This is a genomic window from Curtobacterium sp. VKM Ac-2889 (assembly GCF_015350855.1).
GTDB classification, from domain to species: domain Bacteria; phylum Actinomycetota; class Actinomycetes; order Actinomycetales; family Microbacteriaceae; genus Curtobacterium; species Curtobacterium poinsettiae.
In genome coordinates, this window is record NZ_JADKSC010000003.1 from 527595 (window position 1) to 549566 (window position 21972).

Sequence of the window (21972 nt, forward strand, 5' to 3'; positions counted from 1 at the left end):
CCGCCGGTCACCGGGTGGAGGGTGCCTGGAGCGGGTTCGCGTCGGACTCTACGGACGACTTCGCCGTCCCCTGGTCCGACGCGCTGGCGCCGCTGGTCTTCTCAGACGCGGCAGGTGCGGACGTGTCAGCGGCGGTGCTGCCTGCGGCGGCACTGCCTGCGGCGGGGTCGCCGGTGTTGCCCGTCTCCTTGCTCGTCGACGTGGCGCCCGGCTGGGTGGCCAGCGGCACGTCGTTCAGCAGGGAGTTCGGCACCTGGTTCTCGGTGGACGCGGTTGCCTCGTCGGGCTTCGCCGGGGTCGGCGTGCCGTACACCCGGCCGGTCTTCGGGTCCAGGTACACCGGCGTGGAGTTCGCGATCATCCCGAGCGCCTGCGCGTTGCGGGCCAGGTTCTGCGGCGAGTCCAGCACCCGGAGTTCCTCGGACAGGGACTGCTGCGTGCGGGACAGGTTGGTCTGCTCCGTCGACAGCGAGTTGAGCGTGTAGGCGCCCTGGCTGAGCACCATGCTGATGCCGAGCTGGGCCAGCAGCAGGATCCCGAGCGCGGCGACGGCCACGACGGCGTACCCGATGCGGGGACGGGCCCGGCGCTGGGCCGCGGTGGGGGTGACCTCGACCAGCTCGGGGCGGTGCTGACGGTCGGGGCGCGGGGCCCGCGACGGGACGACCGCAGGGTCGACGAGTGCGAGGTTCGTGCTCATGTCAGTTCCGGATCCGCTCGGCCGCGCGCAGTCGCACGGGGGTTGCTCGGGGGTTGGCGGCGCGTTCGGCCTCGTCGGCCAGCTCAGCGCCCTTGACGATCAGGGAGAAGGTGGGGGCGTGCTCGGGCAGCTCCACCGGCAGGTCGGCGGGGGCGCTCGACTTCGTGCGCTCCACCAGGGCCCGCTTGACGATTCGGTCCTCGAGGGACTGGTAGGACTCGACGACGATGCGGCCACCGACCGCGATGGCGTCGAGGGCCGCCGGGATCGCCCGCTCGAGCACGCTCAGTTCGGCGTTCACCTCGATGCGGAGCGCCTGGAAGACGCGCTTGGCCGGGTGCCCCTGGCGCTGGACGGCGACCGGGGTCGCGTCGTGCAGCACCTGGACCAGGTCGCCGGACATCTCGAACGGCTTCGTCGCCCGCCGCTCCACGATGGCTCGTGCGTAGCGGCCGGCGAGCTTCTCCTCGCCGTAGCGCTGGAAGATGCGACGCAGTTCGCCCTCGTCGTAGGTGGCCAGGACGTCGGCGGCGGTCTGCCCCTCGGTCCGGTCCATCCGCATGTCGAGCGGGGCGTCCTGGCTGTACGCGAACCCGCGCTCGGCCCGGTCGAGCTGCAGCGAACTCACACCGAGGTCGAACAGCACGCCGTCGACCTTCGTGAAGCCCTCGCCCTGGATGGCGTCGACGATGCCGTCGTACACGGTGTGCACGAGCCGGACGCGGTCACCGAAGCGGGACAGACGGTCCCCCGCGATGCCGAGGGCGTCGGTGTCGCGGTCGAGTCCGATGAGCGTGAGCTCCGGGAACCGCTCGAGCAGGCCCTCGGAGTGACCACCCATGCCGAGCGTGGCGTCGACGACGACCTTGCCCGGGCCCTCGAGCGTCGGCGTGAAGAGGTCGACGATGCGCTGGAGCATCACCGGCGTGTGCGGGAAGCGTGGCGTCTCGTTGTCGTTGTCGGCCATGTGCAGCCCCTCGTCTCCTGGGCCGTGGGTCCGGATCCCCATCCATGCGACCTGACACCGGGGAAGTGATGTCAGGGCTTCACGGCTGGGAGTCCCGATCCGCGGATCAGAAGATCCCCGGGATCACCTCCTCGTCGTTGTCGGCGAATGCCTCTTCGGCTTCGGCGTAGTAGGCCTCCCACGCGGGGGTGGACCAGATCTCGGCACGGTCACCGCTGCCGATGACCGTGAGGTCCCGCTCGAGCCCCGCGTACTCGCGGAGGTTCTGCGGGATCGTCACGCGGTTCTGCTTGTCGGGCTGTTCCGCGCTGGCCCCCGAGAGGAACAGGCGCATGTAGTCCCGGGTGCGCTTCGACGTCATCGGAGCGGTCCGGATGCGCTCGTGGAGTTCCTCGAACGTCCGGGCGCTGAAGACCACGACGCAGCGTTCCTGGCCGCGGGTCATGACGAGCCCGCCGGACAGTTCGTCCCGGAACTTGGCGGGGAGGATCACGCGACCCTTCTCGTCGAGCTTCGGGGCATGAGTACCGAGCAGCACGTCGGGCCTCCCCTCCGCTCCACCGGACCGTTGCAAGCCCCACTTTACTCCACTCCCCTCCCCCGGACCAGGATTCCGCACCCTTTTCGGCCCTCGACACCCCTACTGGGGGCATGCGCCCAGGAATGCATCCCGCAGATGCAGCCCGAAAAGCCCGGATCCATGCGGTTCCGGGCGGCAGGAGCGGGCGTGGAGGAAAGTGGAGGACTTTCGCAGCCGGTGGAGCACGTCGGGGCGCGCCGCGGTCGCACGGTCGGCTCCACCACGCCCGGCCGCCGGTCGGCGTGTGGTCGCGACGTGCCGCCGCCGCGACGCCGAGTGGTCACGAACCGTCGCTCACGCGCTCCCCAGCCGACAGTTCGTGACCCCCCGGCGACCTCCGCACGGCATGTCGTGACCACTCGCGCGCACACCCCGCGTGCGGCGTCGGTCCACCCCGGCCGGGAGGCCCGCCCCACCTCCGCCGCGGCGCTCCCGCGGGCGCACGGCCGGCTCCACCACGCCCGGCCGCCGGTCGGCGCGTGGTCACGACGCGCCGCCGAGGCGACGGCGAGTGGTCACGAACCGTCGCTCGCGCGCTCCCCACCCGACAGTTCGTGACCCCCCGGCGACCTCCACGCGGCATGTCGTGACCAACCGCGCGCACACCCCGCACGCACACCTCGCGCGCACACCCCGCGGCTCCGGCTCCGCCCCGCGGCCCCGACCCCGGCCCCGGCCCGAACCCGCCCGCCCCCGGGAACACGAAACGGGGCCGGCCCGAAGGCCGACCCCGTGGAGGAGTGTGGAGGGAGCCCGACCGGCTCCGGTCAGCTACTGACCCTGGTCGTTCCGCTTGTCCCAGCGGTCGTTCATGCGGTCCATGAAGGACCCGCCGCCACCACCACCACTGGCAGACGGACGCGCCGACCCACCGGATGCGGGCTTGCCCGGCCGAGCGGGCTTCGCCTTCGGGGCACGCATGCCCGGGCGCAGCGCGAACAGGACACCGGCGAGCATCACGACGAAGCCGAGGATGCCCAGCAGCGGCGCCTTGATGACCAGGCCGACGATGACGACGGCGATCCCGGCGAGTGCGCCGAGGACCCCGAGGGTGATGGCTGTGTACGTCGGACGACCCTGTCGACGTGTGACACGAGCCACGAAATCGGAATCGTTCTGGTAGAGGCTGCGCTCCATCTCTTCGAGAAGGCGCTGCTCCTGTTCCGAGAGCGGCATCTTGGTTCCCTCTGTTCCTGGGATCGACGCGGGGTTGAAAAACGCGGGTTGGGTGGACCGATTCTATGCCTCGACCACTCCACTAGGGTAGGGATCGTGGCTGAGAGTACGCGATTAGTGGACCTCGTATCGGCGCGTATCGACCGGGCACTCGACGAGCAGCGTGAGCGGCTCCTCGCGATCAGCCCCGACCTCGCGCCGTTCGACCGGTACGCCCGAGACCTGTTGTCCGGCGGCAAGCGCTTCCGGGCCCTGTTCTGCTACTGGGGATGGCAGTCGGTGGCGGGCCGTTCCGGTTCGTTCGACCCGCTGGCCGAGGGGTCCCGGCAGACCACCGCCGAAGCGATCGTCACGGTCGCCGCCGCGCTCGAGGTCTTCCACGCCGCCGCCCTGGTGCACGACGACATCATGGACCGCTCGGACACCCGTCGTGGGCGTCCGGCCGCGCATCGCCGCTTCGAGTCCCTGCACGAGGAGTCCGGTTTCGTCGGCGACCGCGGGCAGTACGGCACGAACTCGGCGCTGCTCCTCGGCGACCTGCTGCTCTCGCTGAGCGACTCCGTGTTCGACGAGGGCCTCGCGCTCCTCGACCCGGTGCGGGCCCGCATCGTCCGCCAGGAGTTCCACGCGATGCGCCTCGACGTCACGGCGGGGCAGTACCTCGACGTGCACGAGGAGACCGCCTGGCCCGTCATCGACGAGTCCGAGCACCTGCTCCGCGCCCAGCGCGTCATCGTCTTCAAGTCGGCGAAGTACTCGATCGAGGCACCCCTGGTCATCGGTGCCCTGGTCGCCGGCGCGAGTGACTCCCAGCTCGAGGGCCTCCGCGCCTTCGGACTCCCCCTCGGCGTGGCCTACCAGCTGCGCGACGACATGCTCGGCGTGTTCGGTGACCCCGGGGTCACCGGGAAGCCCGCGGGCGACGACCTGCGCGAGGGCAAGCGCACCGTCCTCATTGCCTCTGCGCGCAAGACCCTGGCGAGTGGGCCGCGGCAGCTCCTGGACGAGCTCCTCGGCGACCCGGACCTCGACGAGGAGCAGGTGCGGATGCTCCGGGCGACCCTCACCGAGTCCGGCGCCGTGGCCGCCGTCGAACGGTCGATCGATCGGCACGTGCAGCGTGCCAAGGCGGCGCTCGACGCGTCGCCGCTGACGCCGTCGGCACGCGAACAGCTCGCGTCGCTGGCCGACACGGTCAGCCGCCGGTCGTCCTAGACACGGCCACAGGACGCAAGGGAGGCCCGGTGCCAGCTGGCACCGGGCCTCCTGTCCGACCGGAACGCGTCTAGAGCAGCGACTGGGCGACGCGACGCACCTCGGCCTTGCGACCGGCGCGCAGCGCCGCGATCGGCGTGGTGCCCATCGCGTCGTCGACGGTGAGCATCCAGCGCACCGCCTCGTCGTCGGTGAAGCCGTTGTCGCCGAGAACGATGAGCGTGCCGCGGAGTTCGGGCATCGGCTCGCCGTCCTCGAGGAACTCGACCGGCACCCGCAGCACACCGCCGACACGGGCGGCGAGGAGGGTCTTCTGCTCGAAGAGTCGGTGGATCCGTCCGGGGCTCGTGCTGAACATGTCCACGAGCTCGGGGACGGTCAGCCAGCGTTCGGAGAGGGTCAGGTCGTCGGCGGGTGCGGCACTCACACGCCCATGGTGCCAGAGTGACCGCCGGAGTGAATCGGTAACGTTCGTCACATTCGTCACATCCACCACATCTGACTCTCTGGTTGACTTGGGAATCAGGCCATGCCAGCGTTGTGGCACCTGTGAGTGCGCGCACGCGTGCGCACGCCTCAGTCGAGATCAGGAGAGACCCGTGGACCACGCTGCAGACGAAGTCGCCCGGCGCGCACGATCCGCCCGGTTCGCCACCATGCCCATCGTCCTCGCGGGCACGATCGCCGTGACCGCCGGCCTGACCGGTCCGGTCGCACACGCCGAGCCGCGGCACGACGACGCCGACGCGAACCACAAGCGTCACGTCGACCAGGACCGCGTCCTCACCGACCGCCCGGTGTTCGGCACCGCGGTCGCACGGCCGTCGCAGACCGTCGTCCGGACGGTCGCCGCCACCACGAAGGCCCCCACGACCGCTGTGCCCACGAACTACACCGTCCACCACGGCGACACGGTCTCGGGCATCGCCGCCCGGTTCGGCCTGTCGGCGCAGGAGATCCTCGTGCGCAACGGCCTCGGCTGGAACACGATCATCCACCCGGGCCAGACGCTGCACCTGGCGTCGACCCCCGCCGTGACCACCGCTGCCGTGCGGACGTCCGGGGCCACGAGCGGCTCCGGGTCGAACACCTCGAGCTACCACGTGAAGCAGGGCGACACGGTCTCCGCCATCGCCTCCCGCGTCGGCGTGTCGACCACGGCGCTCCTCCGCGCGAACGACTTGTCACAGCGCAGCGTCATCTACCCGGGGCAGACGCTCCGGGTCCCGCACGGCACGTCCTCGTCGACATCGGTGTCCACGGCGTCGGCGCCGTCGACCCGGTCGAGCGTCAAGATCAGCGCCGGTGACACGGTCGCCTCGATCGCCGCCGCCCACCACGTCTCCGTCAAGTCGCTCCTGTCGGCGAACGGCCTGTCGTACACCAGCACCATCTACGCCGGCAAGACACTCGTCATCCCGTCGTCGAACGCCACTGCCGCACCGGCGGTCGCCGCCAGCGCAGCCGTCAGCGGTGCCGTGGGCCTGAGCGCCGAGCAGCGACAGAACGCGGCGACCATCGTCGCCGTCGGTCGCTCCCTGGGCGTCCCCGACCGCGGCATCGTCGTCGCCCTCGCCGCCGCGATGCAGGAGTCGAGCCTGCGGAACATCCCACACGGCGACCGCGACTCGGTCGGTCTGTTCCAGCAGCGCCCGAGCCAGGGGTGGGGCCCCGCGGCGACGCTGCAGGACCCGGTGCACGCCACCAAGCTGTTCTTCGGTGGTCGGGACAACCCGAACGCCGGCAAGACGAGTGGGCTGCTCGACGTGCGCGGCTGGTCCTCGATGAGCATCACCGATGCGGCCCAGGCCGTGCAGCTCTCCGCCTACCCGAAGGCCTACGCCAACTGGGCGACGGCCGCCGAGGGCTGGCTGGCGACCCTCTGAGCCTCATCCGGAAGATCGAGATTGGGTCACGACCGGTGCGCCGGTGCGTCCGGCTGCCGTCTCGATTCGTAGAATGCCGCCGATGACCACCAACGCCGCCACGGACCCCATGATCGGTCGCATGATCGATCAGCGGTACCGCGTCCGCTCGCGCATCGCGCGCGGGGGCATGGCGACCGTCTACCTCGCGACCGACGTGCGCCTCGAGCGACGCGTCGCCATCAAGATCATGCACGGGCACCTGGCCGACGACCAGGCCTTCCGTGAGCGCTTCATCCAGGAGGCCCGGTCGGCCGCCCGGCTGTCGCACCCGAACCTGGTGGGCGTGTACGACCAGGGCGCCGAGGGCGAGACCGCCTACATCGTCATGGAGTACATCCCCGGCATCACGCTGCGGGACCTGCTGCAGGAACACCACGCCCTGACCCCCGAGCAGGCCACGGACATCCTGCGCGCCGTGCTGGCGGGCCTGGCGTCCGCGCACCGCGCCGGCATCGTGCACCGCGACCTGAAGCCCGAGAACGTCCTGCTCGCCGACGACGGCCGCATCAAGCTCGGCGACTTCGGCCTGGCCCGGGCCACGACCGCGAACACGGCGACCGGCGCGGCCCTGCTCGGCACGATCGCCTACCTGTCCCCCGAGCTCGTGACCCGCGGCGCCGCCGACTCGCGCAGCGACATCTACGCGCTCGGCATCATGCTCTACGAGATGCTGACCGGCGAGCAGCCCTACAAGGGCGAGCAGCCGATGCAGATCGCGTACCAGCACGCCAACGACTCCGTCCCGGCCCCGAGCGCCGCCGTGTCCGGGGTGCCGCCGGAGCTCGACGAGCTGGTCGCCTGGTCGACCGCGCGCGACCCCGAGGACCGTCCCCGCGACGCCCGCGAGATGCTCGACCACATGTCGGGCAACCAGCAGCGGGCGACCGGTCAGTACCGCACCGCCGTGCTCCGCCCCGAGAACGGGACCGCGATCCTGCCCTCCGGCGGCGGGGGAACGCTCGGCGCCGCAGCGGCCGCCGCCTCGGTCGGAGCCGCAGGTGCCGGTGCTGCCGACGAGACCGCCATCATCGACCGGGCGGGTGACCGCGACACCGGTGACGGCGTTCGGACGCCCGCGCGGGCCCGCACCAACGCCCCGGGGCCCCGTCGCACCGGTGCCCAGCCCGGCGTCCTGTCCCCCGCCGGCCAGCGGCTCGCCGACCAGTCGGCGAAGCGTCGGAAGCGCGGCTGGATCGCCCTGTCCGTGGTCGTCGTGCTCGCGCTGATCGGAGCCGGCTTCGGCTGGTACTTCGGCCCGGGGCCCGGTGGCAACGTGCGCATCCCGGAAGTCGCGGGCAAGTCGGTCTCGCAGGCCCGACAGCTGCTCGAAGCACAGGGCCTGCAGGCGGCGTCGAAGACCGGGACACGGTTCGACGCCGTCGTCGCGAAGGGGCAGGTCTCCACGACCGAGCCGGCTGCGAGGCGCGAGGTGCAGAAGGGCACGGCGGTGCAGATCGTCGTCTCGAACGGCCCCCGGATGATCCCGCTGCCGGCGATCGTCGGGCAGCCGCTCTCCACCGTGACGGCCGCGCTCGACGACGACTTCGAACTGCAGGACGACCGGTACCAGTTCTCGGCAGACGCGCCGAAGGACACCGTGATCGCGGCGACCGGTCGGGCGTCCGGCGGCAAGGCGCTCGACCTGACGACGGTGAAGGCGTACGGCGAGACCGGGCGGATCACCCTGACGGTGTCGCTCGGCCCCGTGCCCGACGTGGTCGGGAAGACCGTCGACGAGGCCTCCGCCGCACTCGACGACGTCGGGCTCGTCCTCGGCGCCCGGACCGAGGAGTACAGCGAGACCGTCCCGACGGGGCAGATCGTCTCCGCCGCCGTGCAGGAGTCCCCCGCCGTGCGCGGGTCGGCGGTGGACGTCGTCGTGTCGAAGGGCCCGACGCCGATCACCGTGCCGAAGGACGGAGTGGTCGGCAAGACCATCAACGAGGCGACGAAGACCCTCGAGGACCTCGGCCTCAAGGTCTCCGTGCCCGACTGCACGAACATCCTCTGCGGCTTCTACGACTGGAAGTCGACGCTGCCCGTCACGGGCACCGATCCGGGCTCCGGCGCGACCGTGTACCGCGGCGACACGGTCACCCTGTCCTACGACCAGTAGGGCCGGCGCAGGCGCTGCATGGGCGGTGTGTGTCGCCAGAGCGACACTGTCTCGCCCGATCGCGCCGACACCGTCGCGAGGGCGACGCTCCGCGGCCGTGGACGGGGCCCCGGGACGGACGGGAGGCCCGTGGCGGCGCCGTCACGGGCCTCCCGTCCGACACGCGAAAGCGACAGAACCCCGCGAACGTGCCGCGGGGTTCTGTCGCTTCGTCGAAATGGTTCCTGCGCTACGAGCGGTCGGGCTGGTGCGCGCCGAGTTCCTCGGCCACCAGGAAGGCGAGCTCGAGGGACTGCATGTGGTTGAGGCGCGGGTCGCAGAGCGACTCGTAGCGGGTGGCGAGGGTGGCCTCGTCGATGTGTTCCGAGCCACCGAGGCACTCGGTGACGTCGTCACCGGTGAGCTCGACGTGCATGCCACCGGGGTACGTGCCGACCTGGCGGTGCGCCTCGAAGAAGCCCAGGACCTCGTCCACGACGTCGTCGAACCGGCGGGTCTTGTAGCCCGTCGGCGTGGTCAGGCCGTTGCCGTGCATCGGGTCGGTGACCCACAGCGGATTGGCGTCCATGCCCTTGATCGCCTCGAGCAGCTTGGGCAGCTCGTCGCGGATCTTCCCGGCACCCATCCGCGTGATGAAGGTCAGGCGACCCGGCTCACGGTTCGGGTCGAGCTTGTCGACGAGCGCCTTCATGTCGTCAACGGTCGTCGTCGGGCCGAGCTTCACACCGATCGGGTTGCGCACCCGCGACAGGAAGTCCACGTGGGCACCGTCGATGTCACGCGTGCGCTCACCGATCCAGATGAAGTGGCCGGACGTGTCGTACGCCAGGCCTGAGCGGGAGTCGATGCGGGTCATCGGGCGCTCGTAGTCCATCAGCAGCCCCTCGTGCGAGGCGTAGAACTCGACGTGCTTGAGCGCTTCGAAGTCGGCACCGCAGGCGGCCATGAACCGGATCGCGCGGTCGATCTCCTTGGCGAGGTGCTCGTACCGGGCGTTCGCCGGGTTCGAGGCGAAGCCCTTGTTCCACGAGTGCACCTGCCGCAGGTCGGCGAAGCCCCCTTGCGTGAACGCTCGGACCAGGTTCAGCGTCGACGCAGCGGTGTGGTAGCCCTGCACCAGGCGGCGCGGGTCGGCTTCGCGGCTCTCCGGCGTGAAGTCGTAGCCGTTCACGATGTCGCCGCGGTAGGCGGGCAGCGTGACGTCGCCGCGGGTCTCGAAGTCGCTCGAGCGGGGCTTGGCGAACTGTCCGGCCATCCGGCCCATCTTGATGACGGGCGTCGAGGCGCCGTAGGTCAGCACGACGGCCATCTGCAGGATCGTCTTGACCCGGTCGCGGATGGAGTCGGCGGTGGCACCGGCGAAGGTCTCGGCGCAGTCACCGCCCTGCAGCAGGAAGGCCTTGCCCTGGGCGGCCGCGGCGAGCCGTGCGCGCAGCTCGTCGACCTCGCCCGCGAACACGAGCGGCGGGAGCGTGGCGATCTCGGCCGACGCCGCCTCGGCAGCGGCGGCGTCCGGCCAGGTCGGCTGCTGCTTGATCGGGAGCGTCCGCCAATAGTCGAGCCCCTCGATGACGTCCGGATTCTGCAGGGCGACGAAGTCGGTCGACTCGGGCAAGGGCGTTACCTCGGTGTTCTGTGCGGGCGGCCCGGCGACGCTGACCGGCACGTGGCCGCGCGTCGGCGATGGGCGTCCTGGCGGGGTGCCGGGACCATCAGAGCCTAACGTGCAGGCGTCGACTTCCGTTCCCGCATGACGGCCTCGCGCGCAGAGCTCGCGCGCTCCTTCACGCTGGTGGCGTAGACGTCGACGTACTCCTGACGGCTCAGCCCGGCGAGCTCGTGCATGACCTCGTCCGTGACGCTGCGCAGGATGAAGCGGTCCGTCTCGAAGCCCTGGAACCGCGAGAAGTCGAGCGGCTTGCCGAACACGACCCCGACGCGCTTGATCTTCGGGAACCGCTGCCCGATCTGCTGCACCTCGCGCGTGCCGACCATGGCCACCGGGACGACGAGCACGCGCCCCTCGAGGATCATCCGGGCGATGCCGGTGCGTCCGCGGTAGAGCTTGCCGTCGGGGCTGCGCGTGCCCTCCGGGTAGATGCCGAGCTGTTCACCGCGCGCCAGGACCTGCAGCCCGGTGCGCAGGGACGCCTCGGACGCCTTGCCACCGGAGCGGTCGATCGGCAGCTGGCCGATGGCGTTGAAGAAGGTCTTCGTCGCCCAGCCCTTCAGCCCCCGGCCGGTGAAGTAGTCGCTCTTCGCCAGGAACGACAGTCGACGATCGAGCACCGCCGGCAGGATCACCGAGTCGATGAACGAGATGTGGTTCGAGGCGAAGATGACCGGGCCCGTCGTGGGGACGTGTTCGCGCCCGACGACCCACGGCCGGAACAGGGTGAGGATGAGCGGTCCGAGCACGAAGTTCTTCAGCAGCCAGTAGGTCATCGACGACTCCAGGTGGTGAGAAGGTCCGGGTGGTGCACGGGTGTTCGCGGTTGCGTTTGCGTTTGCGTTTGCGTTTGCGTTTGCGTTTGCGTTTGCGTTTGCGCGCCGACCCTACGCCGTCCGGGCGTGGATGCGAGCGAGGTCGGCAGCACCGACGACGCCGGCGTCGTTGACGAGTTCGGCGATGACGAAGTCGGGCTCCGGGTGGTACCCGCGGGCCGGCAGGTTGTTGAGGTACGCCTGCTTGATCGGGTCGAGCAGCCGGTCCCCCGCGCTGGCGACGCCGCCGCCGAACACGAAGAGCTGCGGGTCGAGCACGGCGGAGAGCGACGCGCACGCCTCGCCGAGGTGCCGACCGAGCCGACGGAGTGCCGCGAGGGCACCCGGGTCGTCGGCCAGGATCAGGTCGCCGACGATCTTGCCGTCGAGCTGGCCACCGTTGTCGGCGCGGGCGTCGGCCAGGGCCGAACCGATCCCGCCGGCGTCGGCGACGTCGTTGGCCATGCGCTGCAGGGCGCGGCCGGAGCCGTACTGCTCGATGCAGCCACGGGCGCCGCACCCGCAGGGCAGGCCGTTCGGGACGATGCGCAGGTGCCCGATCTCGCCACCGGTGCCGAAGCCGCCGCGGAACAGCCGGTCCTCGGTCACGATGGCGCCGCCGACCCCCGTGCCGATGGTGAGCATCGTCATGTCGGACACGAGCCGACCGGCACCGAACCGGAACTCCGCCCAGCCAGCGGCGTTCGCGTCGTTGTCGACGGTGATGTGCAGATCGCCGAGGCGCTGCTGCAGCTTCTGCCGGAGTGGTTCGTTCCGCCACCGGATGTTGGGCGTGTAGTAGACGATCGACTGCGAAGCGTCGATGAACCCGGGGGCGGCGACCCCCACGGCGCCGACCTGGTGGAGCGAGCTGAGTCGCTCGACCATCGAGACGACGTCGTCGAGCATGGCGTTCGGGTCCGCAGCGTTGGTGGCCACGCGGTCCTCGGCGACGATCTCGCCCAGTTCCGTCACGACCGCACCCGCGATCTTGGTGCCCCCGATGTCGATTCCGATGGCGTGCACGAGCAACGAGCCTACCGGTTCGCCGCGAAGTCGAGGAACGCCCGGAGACGCGCCCTATGCTGGCGGTGTCGCCTCGGTGTTGAGGCGCACTCGAGTCGAACCGGCAGACAAGGGAGTCACCGTGAACGATCAGCGTCCTGCACGCAGCAGCGCCTCCACCGACACGTCCACCGCTGGCAGCGCCGCCACCGGGAGCACACCGTCGGCCGGGGAGCACCCCACCAGCCCCGACGCCGGCCCCGTCGCCCCGGACCACGGCTCGGCAGCGCGGCTCCTCGGCGACCGCGTCCGTCTGACGCCGGAACGTCCGATCCTCGCCCAGCGCCACGGCGACACCTGGACGACCTTCACCGCGGCCGAGACCCTGGCCCGGGTCCGGGGCATCGCGAAGGGCTTCGTCGCCGCCGGGCTCGAGCCGGGCGCGCACGTCGCGATCCTGTCGCGCACCCGGCTCGAGTGGACCCTGGTCGACTTCGCCGTGTGGACCGCCGGCCTGGTGTCCGTGCCCGTGTACGAGACGAGCTCCCCCGACCAGGTGCGGTGGATCCTGTCCGACTCCGAGTCGGTCGCCATCGTCGTCGAGCAGGAGGAGCACGCGCGCCGCGTCGCCTCCATCGCACCCGACCTGCCCGCCCTGGGCCAGCACTGGACGATCGACGGCGGCGGCCTCGACGACCTGACCCGGCTCGGCGAGGACGTCACCGACGACGAACTCGACGCCCGCACCGCCCACGTGCACGGCCACGATGACGCCACGATCATCTACACCTCGGGCAGCACCGGCCGGCCGAAGGGGTGCGTCCTGCGGCACGACAACTTCACCGCCACGGTCGAGGGCGCGAGCGAGGCGATGCCCGAGGTCGTCGCCGACGGCGCCTCGACCCTGCTGTTCATCCCGCTCGCCCACGTCTTCGCGCGGTTCATCGCCGCGATGTCGGTCTCCGCGGGTGTCCTCGTCGGCCACGAGCCGGACACCAAGGACCTCATGCGGGCGGTGTCGACCTTCCAGCCGACGTTCCTGCTCGCGGTCCCCCGGGTGTTCGAGAAGATCTACAACTCCGCCGAGCAGAAGGCCGACCTCGGCGGCAAGGGCAGGATCTTCCGCGCGGCCGCCGACACCGCGGTCGCCCACTCCGAAGCCCTCGCCGCCGGCCGGGTGCCGTTCCTGCTCGGCCTGAAGTTCAAGCTGTTCGACCGGCTCGTGTACGCGAAGCTCCGCGATGCCCTGGGCGGCCGGGTCGAGTACGCCATCAGTGGCTCGGCGCCGCTCTCCCCGCGGCTCTCGCACTTCTTCCGCTCGATCGGGGTGCTCATCCTCGAGGGCTACGGCCTGACCGAGACCACGGCACCCGCCACGGTCAACCGTGCCCGTGAACTCCGCATCGGCACGGTGGGTCGCGCCCTGCCCGGCATCGAGGTCCGGATCGCCGACGACGGCGAGATCCTGATCCGCGGCGTCGACGTCTTCGACCGGTACTGGCGGAACGACGAGGCGACCGAGCACGCCTTCGCCGACGGCTGGTTCCGCACCGGTGACCTCGGCCGGCTCGACGGCGACGGGATCCTCACGGTCACCGGACGCGCCAAGGAGCTCATCGTCACCGCGAGCGGCAAGAACGTCGCACCGGCACCGCTCGAGGACGGCATCCGCGAGCACCCGCTCATCGGCCAGGTGGTCGTCGTCGGCGAGGGCAAGCCGTTCGTCGCCGCGCTCGTGACGCTCGACCGCGAGATGCTGCCCGGCTGGTGCGAGTCCCGCGGGATCGCCCCGGCTCTGAGCGCACACGAGGCCGCCTACGACGAACGCGTGCTGTCCGCCGTCCAGGAGGCCATCGACACCGCGAACAGCCGCGTCTCCCGCGCCGAGTCGGTCCGGTCGTTCACGATCCTCGACACCGACCTGACCGAGGCGTCCGGGCACCTCACACCCAAGCTGACGATCAAGCGGTCGGTGATCCTGCAGGACTTCGCCGCCGACGTCGACCACATCTACTCCGGGTCGAAGGTGCAGACGACGGCGACCCCGGTCGTCGAGGGGCGGCGCCGAGGCCGCTCCTAGCGCCCGCCGGGCGTACCTGGTCACTTCGGGCGTACCGGGTCGGTTCTTCCGACCAGGGACGCCCGATCCCGCCAGGTGCGCGCGGTTGTGGACGCAACGGTCTGGAGGCCCGGATCGCGTCCGTCGGACGTGATCCGGGCCTCCAGGCGGTCCAGCGGGCGCCGGGGCGCCTGCGGGGTCAGGCCTCCTGCGGCTGCTCCGTCGCGGGGGCGTCGAGGACGGCGGTCGAACCGGTCGTGACGGTGGCCTCGGCCGGTCGACGGTTGGTGCGGGTGCGGTGCGAGCTCAGCTCGTCGTTCTGACTGGTCATGCGGGAGTCCTGGGGGGATCGGATGGGCCGTCGGTGGGAGGCCGACAGCAGCACGGTACCCCCTCGTCAGGACAAAGCGACAATCCCCCGTGGGGGTGTCACACCCGAGTTCACAGCCCGCGAACGCGGGCCTGTGGGACCGCTCAGTGGAACCAGTCCTGCGCGCGGATGTCGCGCAGCGCCTGACGGCGGATCTCGGGGTCGAGCGTCATCACGTAGACCGTGCCGTCGAGGTGGTCGCACTCGTGCTGGAGCGCCTCGGCCATCAGTCCGGTGCCCTCGAGGACGACCTCGGCGCCGTCGACGTCGACACCCCGGACCTTGGCGTACGGGTACCGACGCGTCGGGTAGCCGAGGCCGGGGACGGACAGGCACCCCTCTTCCATGAGCTCGGGCTCCCCGGAGAGCTCGACGACCTCGGGGTTCAGGACGTAGCCGACCTCGCCGTCGACGTTGTACGAGAACGCGCGGAGCCCCACGCCGATCTGCGGCGCGGCCACCCCGGCACGTCCGGGTTCCTTGACGGTGTCGACGAGGTCCTGCACCAGGTCACGGACTCCGGTGCTCCCGAGCAGTTCGGGTCGGATCGGATCGGCCGGCGATCGGAGGACGGGGTCGCCGAACAGGCGGATGGGACGAACGGTCAATTTACTGCAGCACCACCAGGAGGTCGCCGGCGTCCACCTGCTGGGTCACCGGGATCGCGAGTCGGCCGACGGTGCCCGACACGGGCGCCGTGATGGCCGCTTCCATCTTCATCGCCTCGATGCTCGCCACCGGCGTACCGGCCTCGACGACGTCACCGACGGCGACCTTGAGCGTCACCACGCCGGAGAACGGCGCGGCGACGTGCTTCGGGTCGGACGCATCGGCCTTCTCGGCCGCCTTCGTCTCGACCTCGACCGAACGGTCGCGGACGGCGACCGGGCGGAGCTGCCCGTTCATCGTCGCCATGACCGTGCGGATGCCCTTGGCGTCCACCTCGCCGATCGCCTCGAGCCCGACGAACAGGTCGACGCCCTTGCCGAGCGGGACGCTGTGCTCCTGCCCCGGGCGCAGCCCGTACAGGTAGTCGACGGTCGGCACGACGGACAGGTCGCCGTACTGCTCCCGCACACGCTGGAACTGCTGCGTCGGCTGCGGGAAGAGCAGGCGGTTGAGTGCCTGCTGCCGCTCGGGTCCGGGGGTCTCGAGGTGCGCACGCTCGTCCGCGGGCACCGGGGTGATCTCGAGTCGGACGTCACGCCCGGCCAGGACCTTCGAGCGGAACGGCTCCGGCCAGCCGCCGGGCAGGTCGCCCAGTTCGCCGGCCATGAACCCGACCACGGAGTCCGGGATGTCGTACTTGTCGGGGTTCTGCTCGAAGTCGACCGGGTCGGCACCGACGGCGGCGAGCTGCAGCGCGAGGTCGCCGACGACCTTCGACGACGGCGTGACCTTGGTCGGGCGCCCGAGGATCCGGTTCGCCTCGGCGTACCAGTCCTCGACCTGCTCGAACCGGTCGCCGAGCCCGAGGGCGATCGCCTGCTGCCGGAGGTTCGACAGCTGACCGCCGGGGATCTCGTGCTTGTAGACACGCCCGGTCGGACCGGCGAGCCCGGACTCGAACGGGGCGTACACGCGACGGACCGACTCCCAGTAGGGCTCGAGGTCACCGACGGCGTCGAGGGACAGACCGGTGTCGCGCTCGGTGTGCGCCAGGGCGGCGACCAGGGCGGACATGCTCGGCTGGCTGGTCGTGCCGGCCATGGGTGCTGCGGCCACGTCGACGGCGTCCGCCCCGGCGCGCGAGGCGGCGAGCAGGGTCGCGAGCTGGCCGCCGGCGGTGTCGTGGGTGTGCACGTGCACGGGCTGGTCGAAGCGCTCGCGCAGCGCGGTGACGAGCTTCTCGGCCGCACCGGCACGCAGGAGACCGGCCATGTCCTTGATGCCGATGACGTGCGCGCCGGCCTCGACCATCTGCTCCGCCAGGCGGAGGTAGTAGTCGAGCGTGTAGAGGTCCTCGGCGGGGTCGAGGAGGTCGGCGGTGTAGCAGAGCGCCGCCTCGGCGACCGCCGTGCCGGTCGCGAGCACCGCCTCCAGCGCCGGACGCAGCTGGCTGACGTCGTTCAGCGCGTCGAACACGCGGAAGACGTCGACGCCGGACCGAGCGGCCTCGTCGACGAAGGCGTCGGTGACCTCGGTCGGGTAGGGCGTGTACCCGACCGTGTTGCGGCCACGGAGCAGCATCTGGATCGGGATGTTCGGCATCGCTTCGCGCAGCGAGGACAGGCGCTCCCAGGGGTCTTCCCCGAGGAACCGCAGGGCGACGTCGTACGTCGCACCTCCCCAGGCCTCGACGCTGAGCAGCTGCGGGGTGAGCCGCGCGACGTGCGGTGCGACGGCGACGAGGTCCTTCGTGCGGACCCGGGTGGCCAGGAGCGACTGGTGGGCGTCCCGCATCGTCGTCTCGGTCACCGCCAGGGCCGTCTGGGCGCGGAGGGCCTTCGACCACTCGGCTGGACCCATCGCCAGCAGGCGGTCGCGCTGTCCCTCGGGCACGGGCGTCGTCAGGTCGGTGGCCGGGAGCTTCTCGGCCGGGTCGGTGACGAGCGGCGACCGCTCACCGTTCGGCTTGTTCACCGTGACGTCGGCGAGCCAGGTGAGCACCTTCGTGCCGCGGTCCTTCGAGACGTGGCCGCCGAAGAGCTGGGGGCGTTCCTCGATGAACTTCGTCGAGACGTCGCCGCGGGCGAAGTCCGGGTCCTCGAGCACGGCCTGCAGGAACGGGATGTTCGTGCTGACGCCGCGGATGCGGAACTCGGCGAGGGCGCGCTTGGCCCGGGACACCGCCGGCGGGAAGTCGCGGCCGCGGCACGTCATCTTCGCGAGCATCGAGTCGAAGTGCGGGCTGATCTGCGCACCGGTGGCGACCGTGCCGCCGTCGAGCCGGACGCCCGCGCCGCCGGGGCTGCGGTAGGTGCTGATCCGGCCGGTGTCCGGACGGAAGCCCTGCGTCGGGTCCTCGGTCGTGATGCGGGTCTGCAGCGCCGCGCCGTGCACGTGGACGGCGTCCTGCGACAGACCGAGGTCGGCGAGGGTCTCCCCCGCCGCGATGCGCATCTGCGACTGCACCAGGTCGACGTCGGTGACCTCTTCGGTGACTGTGTGCTCGACCTGGATGCGCGGGTTCATCTCGATGAAGACGTGCTGGCCGACGCGTTCGCCTTCGGTGTCGAGCAGGAACTCCACGGTGCCGGCGTTGACGTACCCGATCGACCGGGCGAAGGCCACGGCGTCGCGGTGCAGTGCCTGCGCGATCGCGGGGTCGAGGTTCGGCGCCGGCGCGATCTCGACGACCTTCTGGTTGCGCCGCTGCACCGAGCAGTCCCGCTCGAACAGGTGGATCGTGCCGGCGTCGGTGCCGGTCGCGTCGGCGAGGATCTGCACCTCGATGTGGCGCGGACGGATGACGGCCTGCTCGAGGAACATCGTCGGGTCGCCGAACGCACTGTCGGCCTCGCGCATCGCGGCTTCGAGGGCGTCGCGCAGCTCGGGCTTCGTCTCCACCCGGCGCATGCCACGCCCACCACCGCCGGCGACGGCCTTGGCGAACACCGGGAACCCGATCGCGTCCGCGCCGGCGATGAGCTCGTCGATGTCGCGGCTCGCCGGGGTGCTCGCGAGGACCGGGACGCCGGCCGCGATCGCGTGCTCCTTCGCGGTGACCTTGTTGCCGGCCATCTCGAGCACGTGCTCGCCCGGACCGATGAAGGTGATGCCGTTCGCCGCTGCTGCCGCGGCGAGCTCCGGGTTCTCGGACAGGAACCCGTACCCCGGGTAGATCGCGTCGGCCCCCGACTCGCGGGCGACGCGGATGATCTCGGAGACGTCCAGGTACGCCCGGACGGGGTGGCCCCGCTCCCCGATCAGGTAGGCCTCGTCGGCCTTCAGACGGTGCAGGGAGTTCCGGTCTTCGTACGGGTAGACGGCGACCGTTCGGGCCCCCAACTCGTAGGCGGCACGGAACGCGCGGATGGCGATCTCGCCACGGTTCGCAACGAGGATCTTCGTGAACACGACGTCCCTTTCAGCCCGGGTTGAGGTGAGACAACCCTAGTGGCGGTAACGTTGCTCAACGTGCATGTACTCAGCGTGAGCTCCCTCAAGGGTGGTGTCGGCAAGACGACGGTGACGCTCGGCCTGACCTCGGCCGCGTTCGCCAAGGGACTGCGCACGCTGGTGGTGGATCTGGACCCGCAGTCCGACGTCTCGACGGGCCTCGACATCAACCTCGCCGGCCACCTCAACGTGGCCGACGTCCTCGAGAACCCGAAGGAGAAGATCGTCCGTCAGGCGATCGCCCCCTCGGGCTGGACGAAGGGGTCGCAGGGCAAGATCGACGTCATGGTCGGGTCGCCCTCCGCCATCAACTTCGACGGGCCGCACCCGTCGATCCGTGACATCTGGAAGCTCGAAGAGGCCCTGGCCAACGTCGAGCAGGACTACGAGCTCGTCCTCATCGACTGCGCGCCGTCGCTGAACGCCCTGACCCGCACCGCGTGGGCCGCGTCCGACCGCGTCACCGTCGTCACCGAGCCCGGCCTGTTCTCGGTCGCCGCCGCCGACCGAGCCCTGCGCGCCATCGAGGAGATCCGCCGCGGACTCTCCCCCCGCCTGCAGCCCCTCGGCATCATCGTGAACCGTGCCCGCGTGCAGTCGCTCGAGCACCAGTTCCGCATCAAGGAACTCCGCGACATGTTCGGTCCGCTCGTGCTCTCCCCGCAGCTGCCGGAGCGCACGTCGCTGCAGCAGGCGCAGGGTGCGGCGAAGCCGCTGCACGTCTGGCCCGGCGAGTCCGCGCAGGAGATGGCGAAGAACTTCGACCAGCTGCTCGAGCGCATCATGCGCACCGGCAAGATCGGTCCGTACGCCGAGGGCGGCGCCGCGTAGGTCGGACCCGGCACGCCGACGGGTCACAACACCCCGCTCACGTCCGCCGACTGGTCACCAACGGTCGGCTCGGGCGCGCGCAGCCGACAGTTCGTGACCACTCGGCGATCCGCACGCGACGGTTCGTGACCTCCCTCGAAGGGCCTGGAGGCACGCCCCCGCCCCAGCGGACACGCCCGGCCCCGGCACGCCCAGCGGTCACAACACCCCGCTCACGTCCGCCGAGTGGTCGCCAACGGTCGGCTCGGGCGCGCGCAGCCGACAGTTCGTGACCAGTCGGCGACCCGCACACGACGGTTCGTGACCACGCCGCGACGGCCTGGAGGCGCGACCCGCCCGGGCAGACACGCCCGGCCCCGGCACGCCCAGCGGTCACAACACCCCGCTCACGTCCGCCGACTGGTCACCGACCGTCGGCCGGCAGCGTCGCAGCCGACAGTTCGTGACCACACGGCGACTCACACGCGACGGTTCGGGACCACAGGGCCCGAACGCGGGTGGTCAGGAAGCGCGAGAAGCGCGACGAGCGGCGAGCTCGTCGGAGGGGTCGGCCGCAGCGGTGGCGTCGAGCTCGACCAGGGAGCTCTCGACCTCGCGCAGGACCTTGCCGACCGCGATGCCGAAGACGCCCTGGCCGCGGGACACGAGGTCGATGACCTCGTCGTCGGAGGTGCACAGGTACACCGAGGCACCGTCGGACATCAGCGTGGTCTGCGCCAGGTCGGAGACGCCGGACTCACGGAGCTGGTTGACGGCGGTGCGGATCTGCTGCAACGAGATGCCGGTGTCGAGCAGGCGCTTCACGAGCTTGAGCACCAGGATGTCGCGGAACCCGTACAGGCGCTGCGAACCGGAGCCAGCGGCGCCGCGGATCGTCGGCTGCACGAGCTCGGTGCGGGCCCAGTAGTCGAGCTGTCGGTACGAGATGCCGGCTGCCCGTGCGGCGACGGTGCCGCGGTAGCCGTTCTGCTCGTCGTGCTCGGGCAGACCATCGGTGAAGAGCAGCCCGAGGTCGTACCGGGTCACATCAGACTCGGTGCCAGGGGTGTCGTTCCCACTCATGAGCTTGCCTTCCACGACGATCGAGCTCCCACCCGAAGCTTCAACGACGGGTTGAGAGTTGTTCCGAGGTCCACGGTAGCGACTCCGACCGCTCCCGCGCGGGACATCCGACCCGGCGCGTCCGGCGTGTCGAGGATACGCCCCGACCACTGACACACAAGCCCTGTCGGAGCACCGGACGGCGTCATGCGTCGAGACGACCGATGGCCTGGCGGATGAGGTTCGACCGGATGATCTCGAGGTGTCCCGCGATCTCGCGGGCGAGCTCGGTGGCCTTCGCGCGCGAGGTGGCGTCGCCCCGGCGGGAGACCGGCATGAGGGCGGACTCGATGAGACCGACCTCACGCTCCGCGGTACTGCGGAGCGTACGGAGGTGCCGCGGCTCGATGCCGGTGCGCTGCAGTTCGACCAGGGCCTTCAACACGGAGACGCCGTCGTCGCCGTAGGTGTCGGTGGGCGGCAGGAGCGAGGCCGAGACCGCGTCGGCCAGCAGCATCGGCGAGGCACCGGCCGCGCGGACGGTCTCGTCGCGGGTGTAGCGACGTTCACGACCGAGGATCGACGGCTTCGGCGCGTCTCCGCCGCCGGGCAGGACCGGTTCGCGCCCGGCGTCGAGGTCGGCGAGGTACTCCTTGATGACCTTGAGCGGCAGGTAGTGGTCGCGCTGCAGTCCGAGGATCACCCGGAGACGCTCGAGGTCGGCGGCGGAGAACTTGCGGTACCCGCTGGCCGTGCGGATCGGGGTGACGAGCTCGCGCTCTTCGAGGAACCGCAGCTTGGAGCTCGACAGGTCCGGGAACTCGGGCTTGAGGCGAGCGAGGACCTGCCCGATCGTGAGCAGGTCCGGTGCCGCGGACCCCGCCCGGGCCGCAGCGGACCGTGCGGCCACTACGCGTTCGCCAGGCGCGCCAGGTCGACCCGAGATGCGTAGAACGTCAGGCGGAACTTGCCGACCTGGACTTCGGCCCCGTCGGTGAGCAGCGCTTCGTCGATGCGGACACCGTCGAAGTACGTACCGTTCAGGGAACCGTTGTCCTTGACGCTGAAGCTCGTGCCGTGGCGCAGGAACTGCGCGTGCTTGCGCGACACGGTGACGTCGTCGAGGAAGATGCCGGCGTCGGGGTGGCGGCCGGCCGTCGTGACGTCGGAGTCGAGGAGGAACCGCGCACCCACGTTGGGGCCACGACGGACCACGAGCAACGCCGACCCGGAGGGCAGGGCGTTGACGGCTTCACGTTCTTCGGTCGAGACACCGGACTCGGCGGTGAGCGCCGCTCCCATGTCCATGCTGAAGGTCAGCGTGGTGTCGACCAGCCGCTGTTCCGGGGACTTCTGACCGCCCGGCTGCGGGACCACTGGATCTGGCATCGGTGGACCTCCTCCTCTTGGCCTACCAGCGTATCGGAAACGAAGCCCC

Annotated in this window: 19 protein-coding genes; 5 read left to right on the forward strand and 14 right to left on the reverse strand. The window is 70.9% G+C overall.

The annotated features are described in order from the left end of the window. Positions 1–7: 7 nt before the first annotated feature. The 4 genes from ITJ50_RS12645 to ITJ50_RS12660 all read right to left on the reverse strand — a co-directional run bounded on the left by ITJ50_RS12645 (position 8) and on the right by ITJ50_RS12660 (position 3423). Entirely contained in the window at positions 8–700 is a 693-nt protein-coding gene (locus ITJ50_RS12645) for a hypothetical protein (protein ID WP_017886618.1), read from the reverse strand. Position 701: 1 nt separating this feature from the next. Then, positions 702–1667 (reverse strand): 16S rRNA (cytosine(1402)-N(4))-methyltransferase RsmH, encoded by a 966-nt coding sequence (rsmH, locus tag ITJ50_RS12650; RefSeq protein ID WP_017886617.1) that lies wholly within the window; start codon positions 1665–1667, stop codon positions 702–704. Between the two features lie 106 nt (positions 1668–1773). Then, positions 1774–2205: a division/cell wall cluster transcriptional repressor MraZ gene (gene mraZ, locus ITJ50_RS12655; RefSeq protein WP_017886616.1), complete on the reverse strand. Its 432-nt coding sequence runs from the start codon at positions 2203–2205 to the stop codon at positions 1774–1776. An 813-nt stretch (positions 2206–3018) separates the two neighbouring features. Next, positions 3019–3423 carry a DUF3040 domain-containing protein gene (locus ITJ50_RS12660; protein WP_031259427.1) on the reverse strand — a complete coding sequence of 135 codons (405 nt, stop codon included), beginning with the start codon at positions 3421–3423 and terminating at the stop codon, positions 3019–3021. A gap of 96 nt (positions 3424–3519) precedes the next feature. Between ITJ50_RS12660 and ITJ50_RS12665 the strand changes: the two genes are divergently transcribed. Further along, entirely contained in the window at positions 3520–4638 is a 1119-nt protein-coding gene (locus ITJ50_RS12665; protein WP_159556499.1) for a polyprenyl synthetase family protein, read from the forward strand. Between the two features lie 70 nt (positions 4639–4708). Here the strand turns inward: ITJ50_RS12665 and ITJ50_RS12670 are convergent, their stop codons facing one another. Further along, on the reverse strand, positions 4709–5065 hold the full coding sequence (locus ITJ50_RS12670) for an Rv2175c family DNA-binding protein (protein WP_017886613.1): 357 nt from the start codon (positions 5063–5065) through the stop codon (positions 4709–4711). Between the two features lie 172 nt (positions 5066–5237). Here ITJ50_RS12670 and ITJ50_RS12675 point away from each other — a divergent pair, with 172 nt between their 5' ends. Then, positions 5238–6524, forward strand: a complete 1287-nt coding sequence (locus ITJ50_RS12675; protein ID WP_259496078.1) for a LysM peptidoglycan-binding domain-containing protein — start codon at positions 5238–5240, stop codon at positions 6522–6524. Positions 6525–6606: 82 nt separating this feature from the next. Further along, on the forward strand, positions 6607–8682 hold the full coding sequence (pknB, locus tag ITJ50_RS12680; protein WP_194590615.1) for a Stk1 family PASTA domain-containing Ser/Thr kinase: 2076 nt from the start codon (positions 6607–6609) through the stop codon (positions 8680–8682). Between the two features lie 229 nt (positions 8683–8911). Here pknB and ITJ50_RS12685 read toward each other — a convergent pair whose 3' ends face one another. The 3 genes from ITJ50_RS12685 to ITJ50_RS12695 form a co-directional block, all read right to left on the reverse strand. Further along, entirely contained in the window at positions 8912–10297 is a 1386-nt protein-coding gene (locus tag ITJ50_RS12685) for a class II 3-deoxy-7-phosphoheptulonate synthase (protein WP_194590616.1), read from the reverse strand. Between the two features lie 104 nt (positions 10298–10401). Further along, positions 10402–11127: a lysophospholipid acyltransferase family protein gene (locus tag ITJ50_RS12690; protein ID WP_017886609.1), complete on the reverse strand. Its 726-nt coding sequence runs from the start codon at positions 11125–11127 to the stop codon at positions 10402–10404. Between the two features lie 111 nt (positions 11128–11238). After that, on the reverse strand, positions 11239–12192 hold the full coding sequence (locus ITJ50_RS12695; protein ID WP_017886608.1) for an ROK family glucokinase: 954 nt from the start codon (positions 12190–12192) through the stop codon (positions 11239–11241). A gap of 121 nt (positions 12193–12313) precedes the next feature. Between ITJ50_RS12695 and ITJ50_RS12700 the strand changes: the two genes are divergently transcribed. After that, positions 12314–14251 carry an AMP-dependent synthetase/ligase gene (locus ITJ50_RS12700; protein WP_194590617.1) on the forward strand — a complete coding sequence of 646 codons (1938 nt, stop codon included), beginning with the start codon at positions 12314–12316 and terminating at the stop codon, positions 14249–14251. Positions 14252–14429: 178 nt separating this feature from the next. Here ITJ50_RS12700 and ITJ50_RS17665 read toward each other — a convergent pair whose 3' ends face one another. The 3 genes from ITJ50_RS17665 to ITJ50_RS12710 all read right to left on the reverse strand — a co-directional run bounded on the left by ITJ50_RS17665 (position 14430) and on the right by ITJ50_RS12710 (position 18620). Further along, positions 14430–14561, reverse strand: coding sequence for a hypothetical protein (locus ITJ50_RS17665; protein ID WP_017886606.1), 132 nt, complete (start codon positions 14559–14561; stop codon positions 14430–14432). A 143-nt stretch (positions 14562–14704) separates the two neighbouring features. Further along, complete coding sequence (locus tag ITJ50_RS12705; RefSeq protein ID WP_194590618.1) at positions 14705–15208, reverse strand: peptide deformylase; 504 nt, start codon at positions 15206–15208, stop codon at positions 14705–14707. Position 15209: 1 nt separating this feature from the next. Next, positions 15210–18620, reverse strand: coding sequence for a pyruvate carboxylase (locus ITJ50_RS12710; RefSeq protein WP_194590619.1), 3411 nt, complete (start codon positions 18618–18620; stop codon positions 15210–15212). 60 nt (positions 18621–18680) lie between these two features. On the opposite strand from ITJ50_RS12710, the gene ITJ50_RS12715 reads away from it, so the two are divergent. Continuing rightward, the gene (locus tag ITJ50_RS12715) at positions 18681–19493 is read left to right on the forward strand and encodes a ParA family protein (RefSeq protein ID WP_027465232.1); all 813 of its coding nucleotides are present in this window, start codon (positions 18681–18683) and stop codon (positions 19491–19493) included. Positions 19494–19994: 501 nt separating this feature from the next. Here ITJ50_RS12715 and ITJ50_RS12720 read toward each other — a convergent pair. The 3 genes from ITJ50_RS12720 to ITJ50_RS12730 form a co-directional block, all read right to left on the reverse strand. Continuing rightward, complete coding sequence (locus ITJ50_RS12720; protein WP_027465231.1) at positions 19995–20555, reverse strand: MerR family transcriptional regulator; 561 nt, start codon at positions 20553–20555, stop codon at positions 19995–19997. Between the two features lie 184 nt (positions 20556–20739). Further along, positions 20740–21444: a MerR family transcriptional regulator gene (locus tag ITJ50_RS12725; protein WP_017886601.1), complete on the reverse strand. Its 705-nt coding sequence runs from the start codon at positions 21442–21444 to the stop codon at positions 20740–20742. Further along, on the reverse strand, positions 21444–21923 hold the full coding sequence (locus ITJ50_RS12730) for an FHA domain-containing protein (RefSeq protein WP_042537353.1): 480 nt from the start codon (positions 21921–21923) through the stop codon (positions 21444–21446). Before ITJ50_RS12730 ends, ITJ50_RS12725 begins: the two co-directional genes overlap by 1 nt. Positions 21924–21972 lie beyond the last annotated feature (49 nt).

Coding starts and splice junctions, on each gene's coding strand:
- ITJ50_RS12720 (WP_027465231.1), bottom strand. CDS start 20,555: ATGAGTGGGAACGACACCCCTGGCACCGAGTCTGATGTGACCCGGTAC.
- ITJ50_RS17665 (WP_017886606.1), bottom strand. CDS start 14,561: ATGACCAGTCAGAACGACGAGCTGAGCTCGCACCGCACCCGCACCAAC.
- ITJ50_RS12690 (WP_017886609.1), bottom strand. CDS start 11,127: ATGACCTACTGGCTGCTGAAGAACTTCGTGCTCGGACCGCTCATCCTC.
- ITJ50_RS12730 (WP_042537353.1), bottom strand. CDS start 21,923: ATGCCAGATCCAGTGGTCCCGCAGCCGGGCGGTCAGAAGTCCCCGGAA.
- rsmH (WP_017886617.1), bottom strand. CDS start 1,667: ATGGCCGACAACGACAACGAGACGCCACGCTTCCCGCACACGCCGGTG.
- pknB (WP_194590615.1), top strand. CDS start 6,607: ATGACCACCAACGCCGCCACGGACCCCATGATCGGTCGCATGATCGAT.
- ITJ50_RS12645 (WP_017886618.1), bottom strand. CDS start 700: ATGAGCACGAACCTCGCACTCGTCGACCCTGCGGTCGTCCCGTCGCGG.
- ITJ50_RS12660 (WP_031259427.1), bottom strand. CDS start 3,423: ATGCCGCTCTCGGAACAGGAGCAGCGCCTTCTCGAAGAGATGGAGCGC.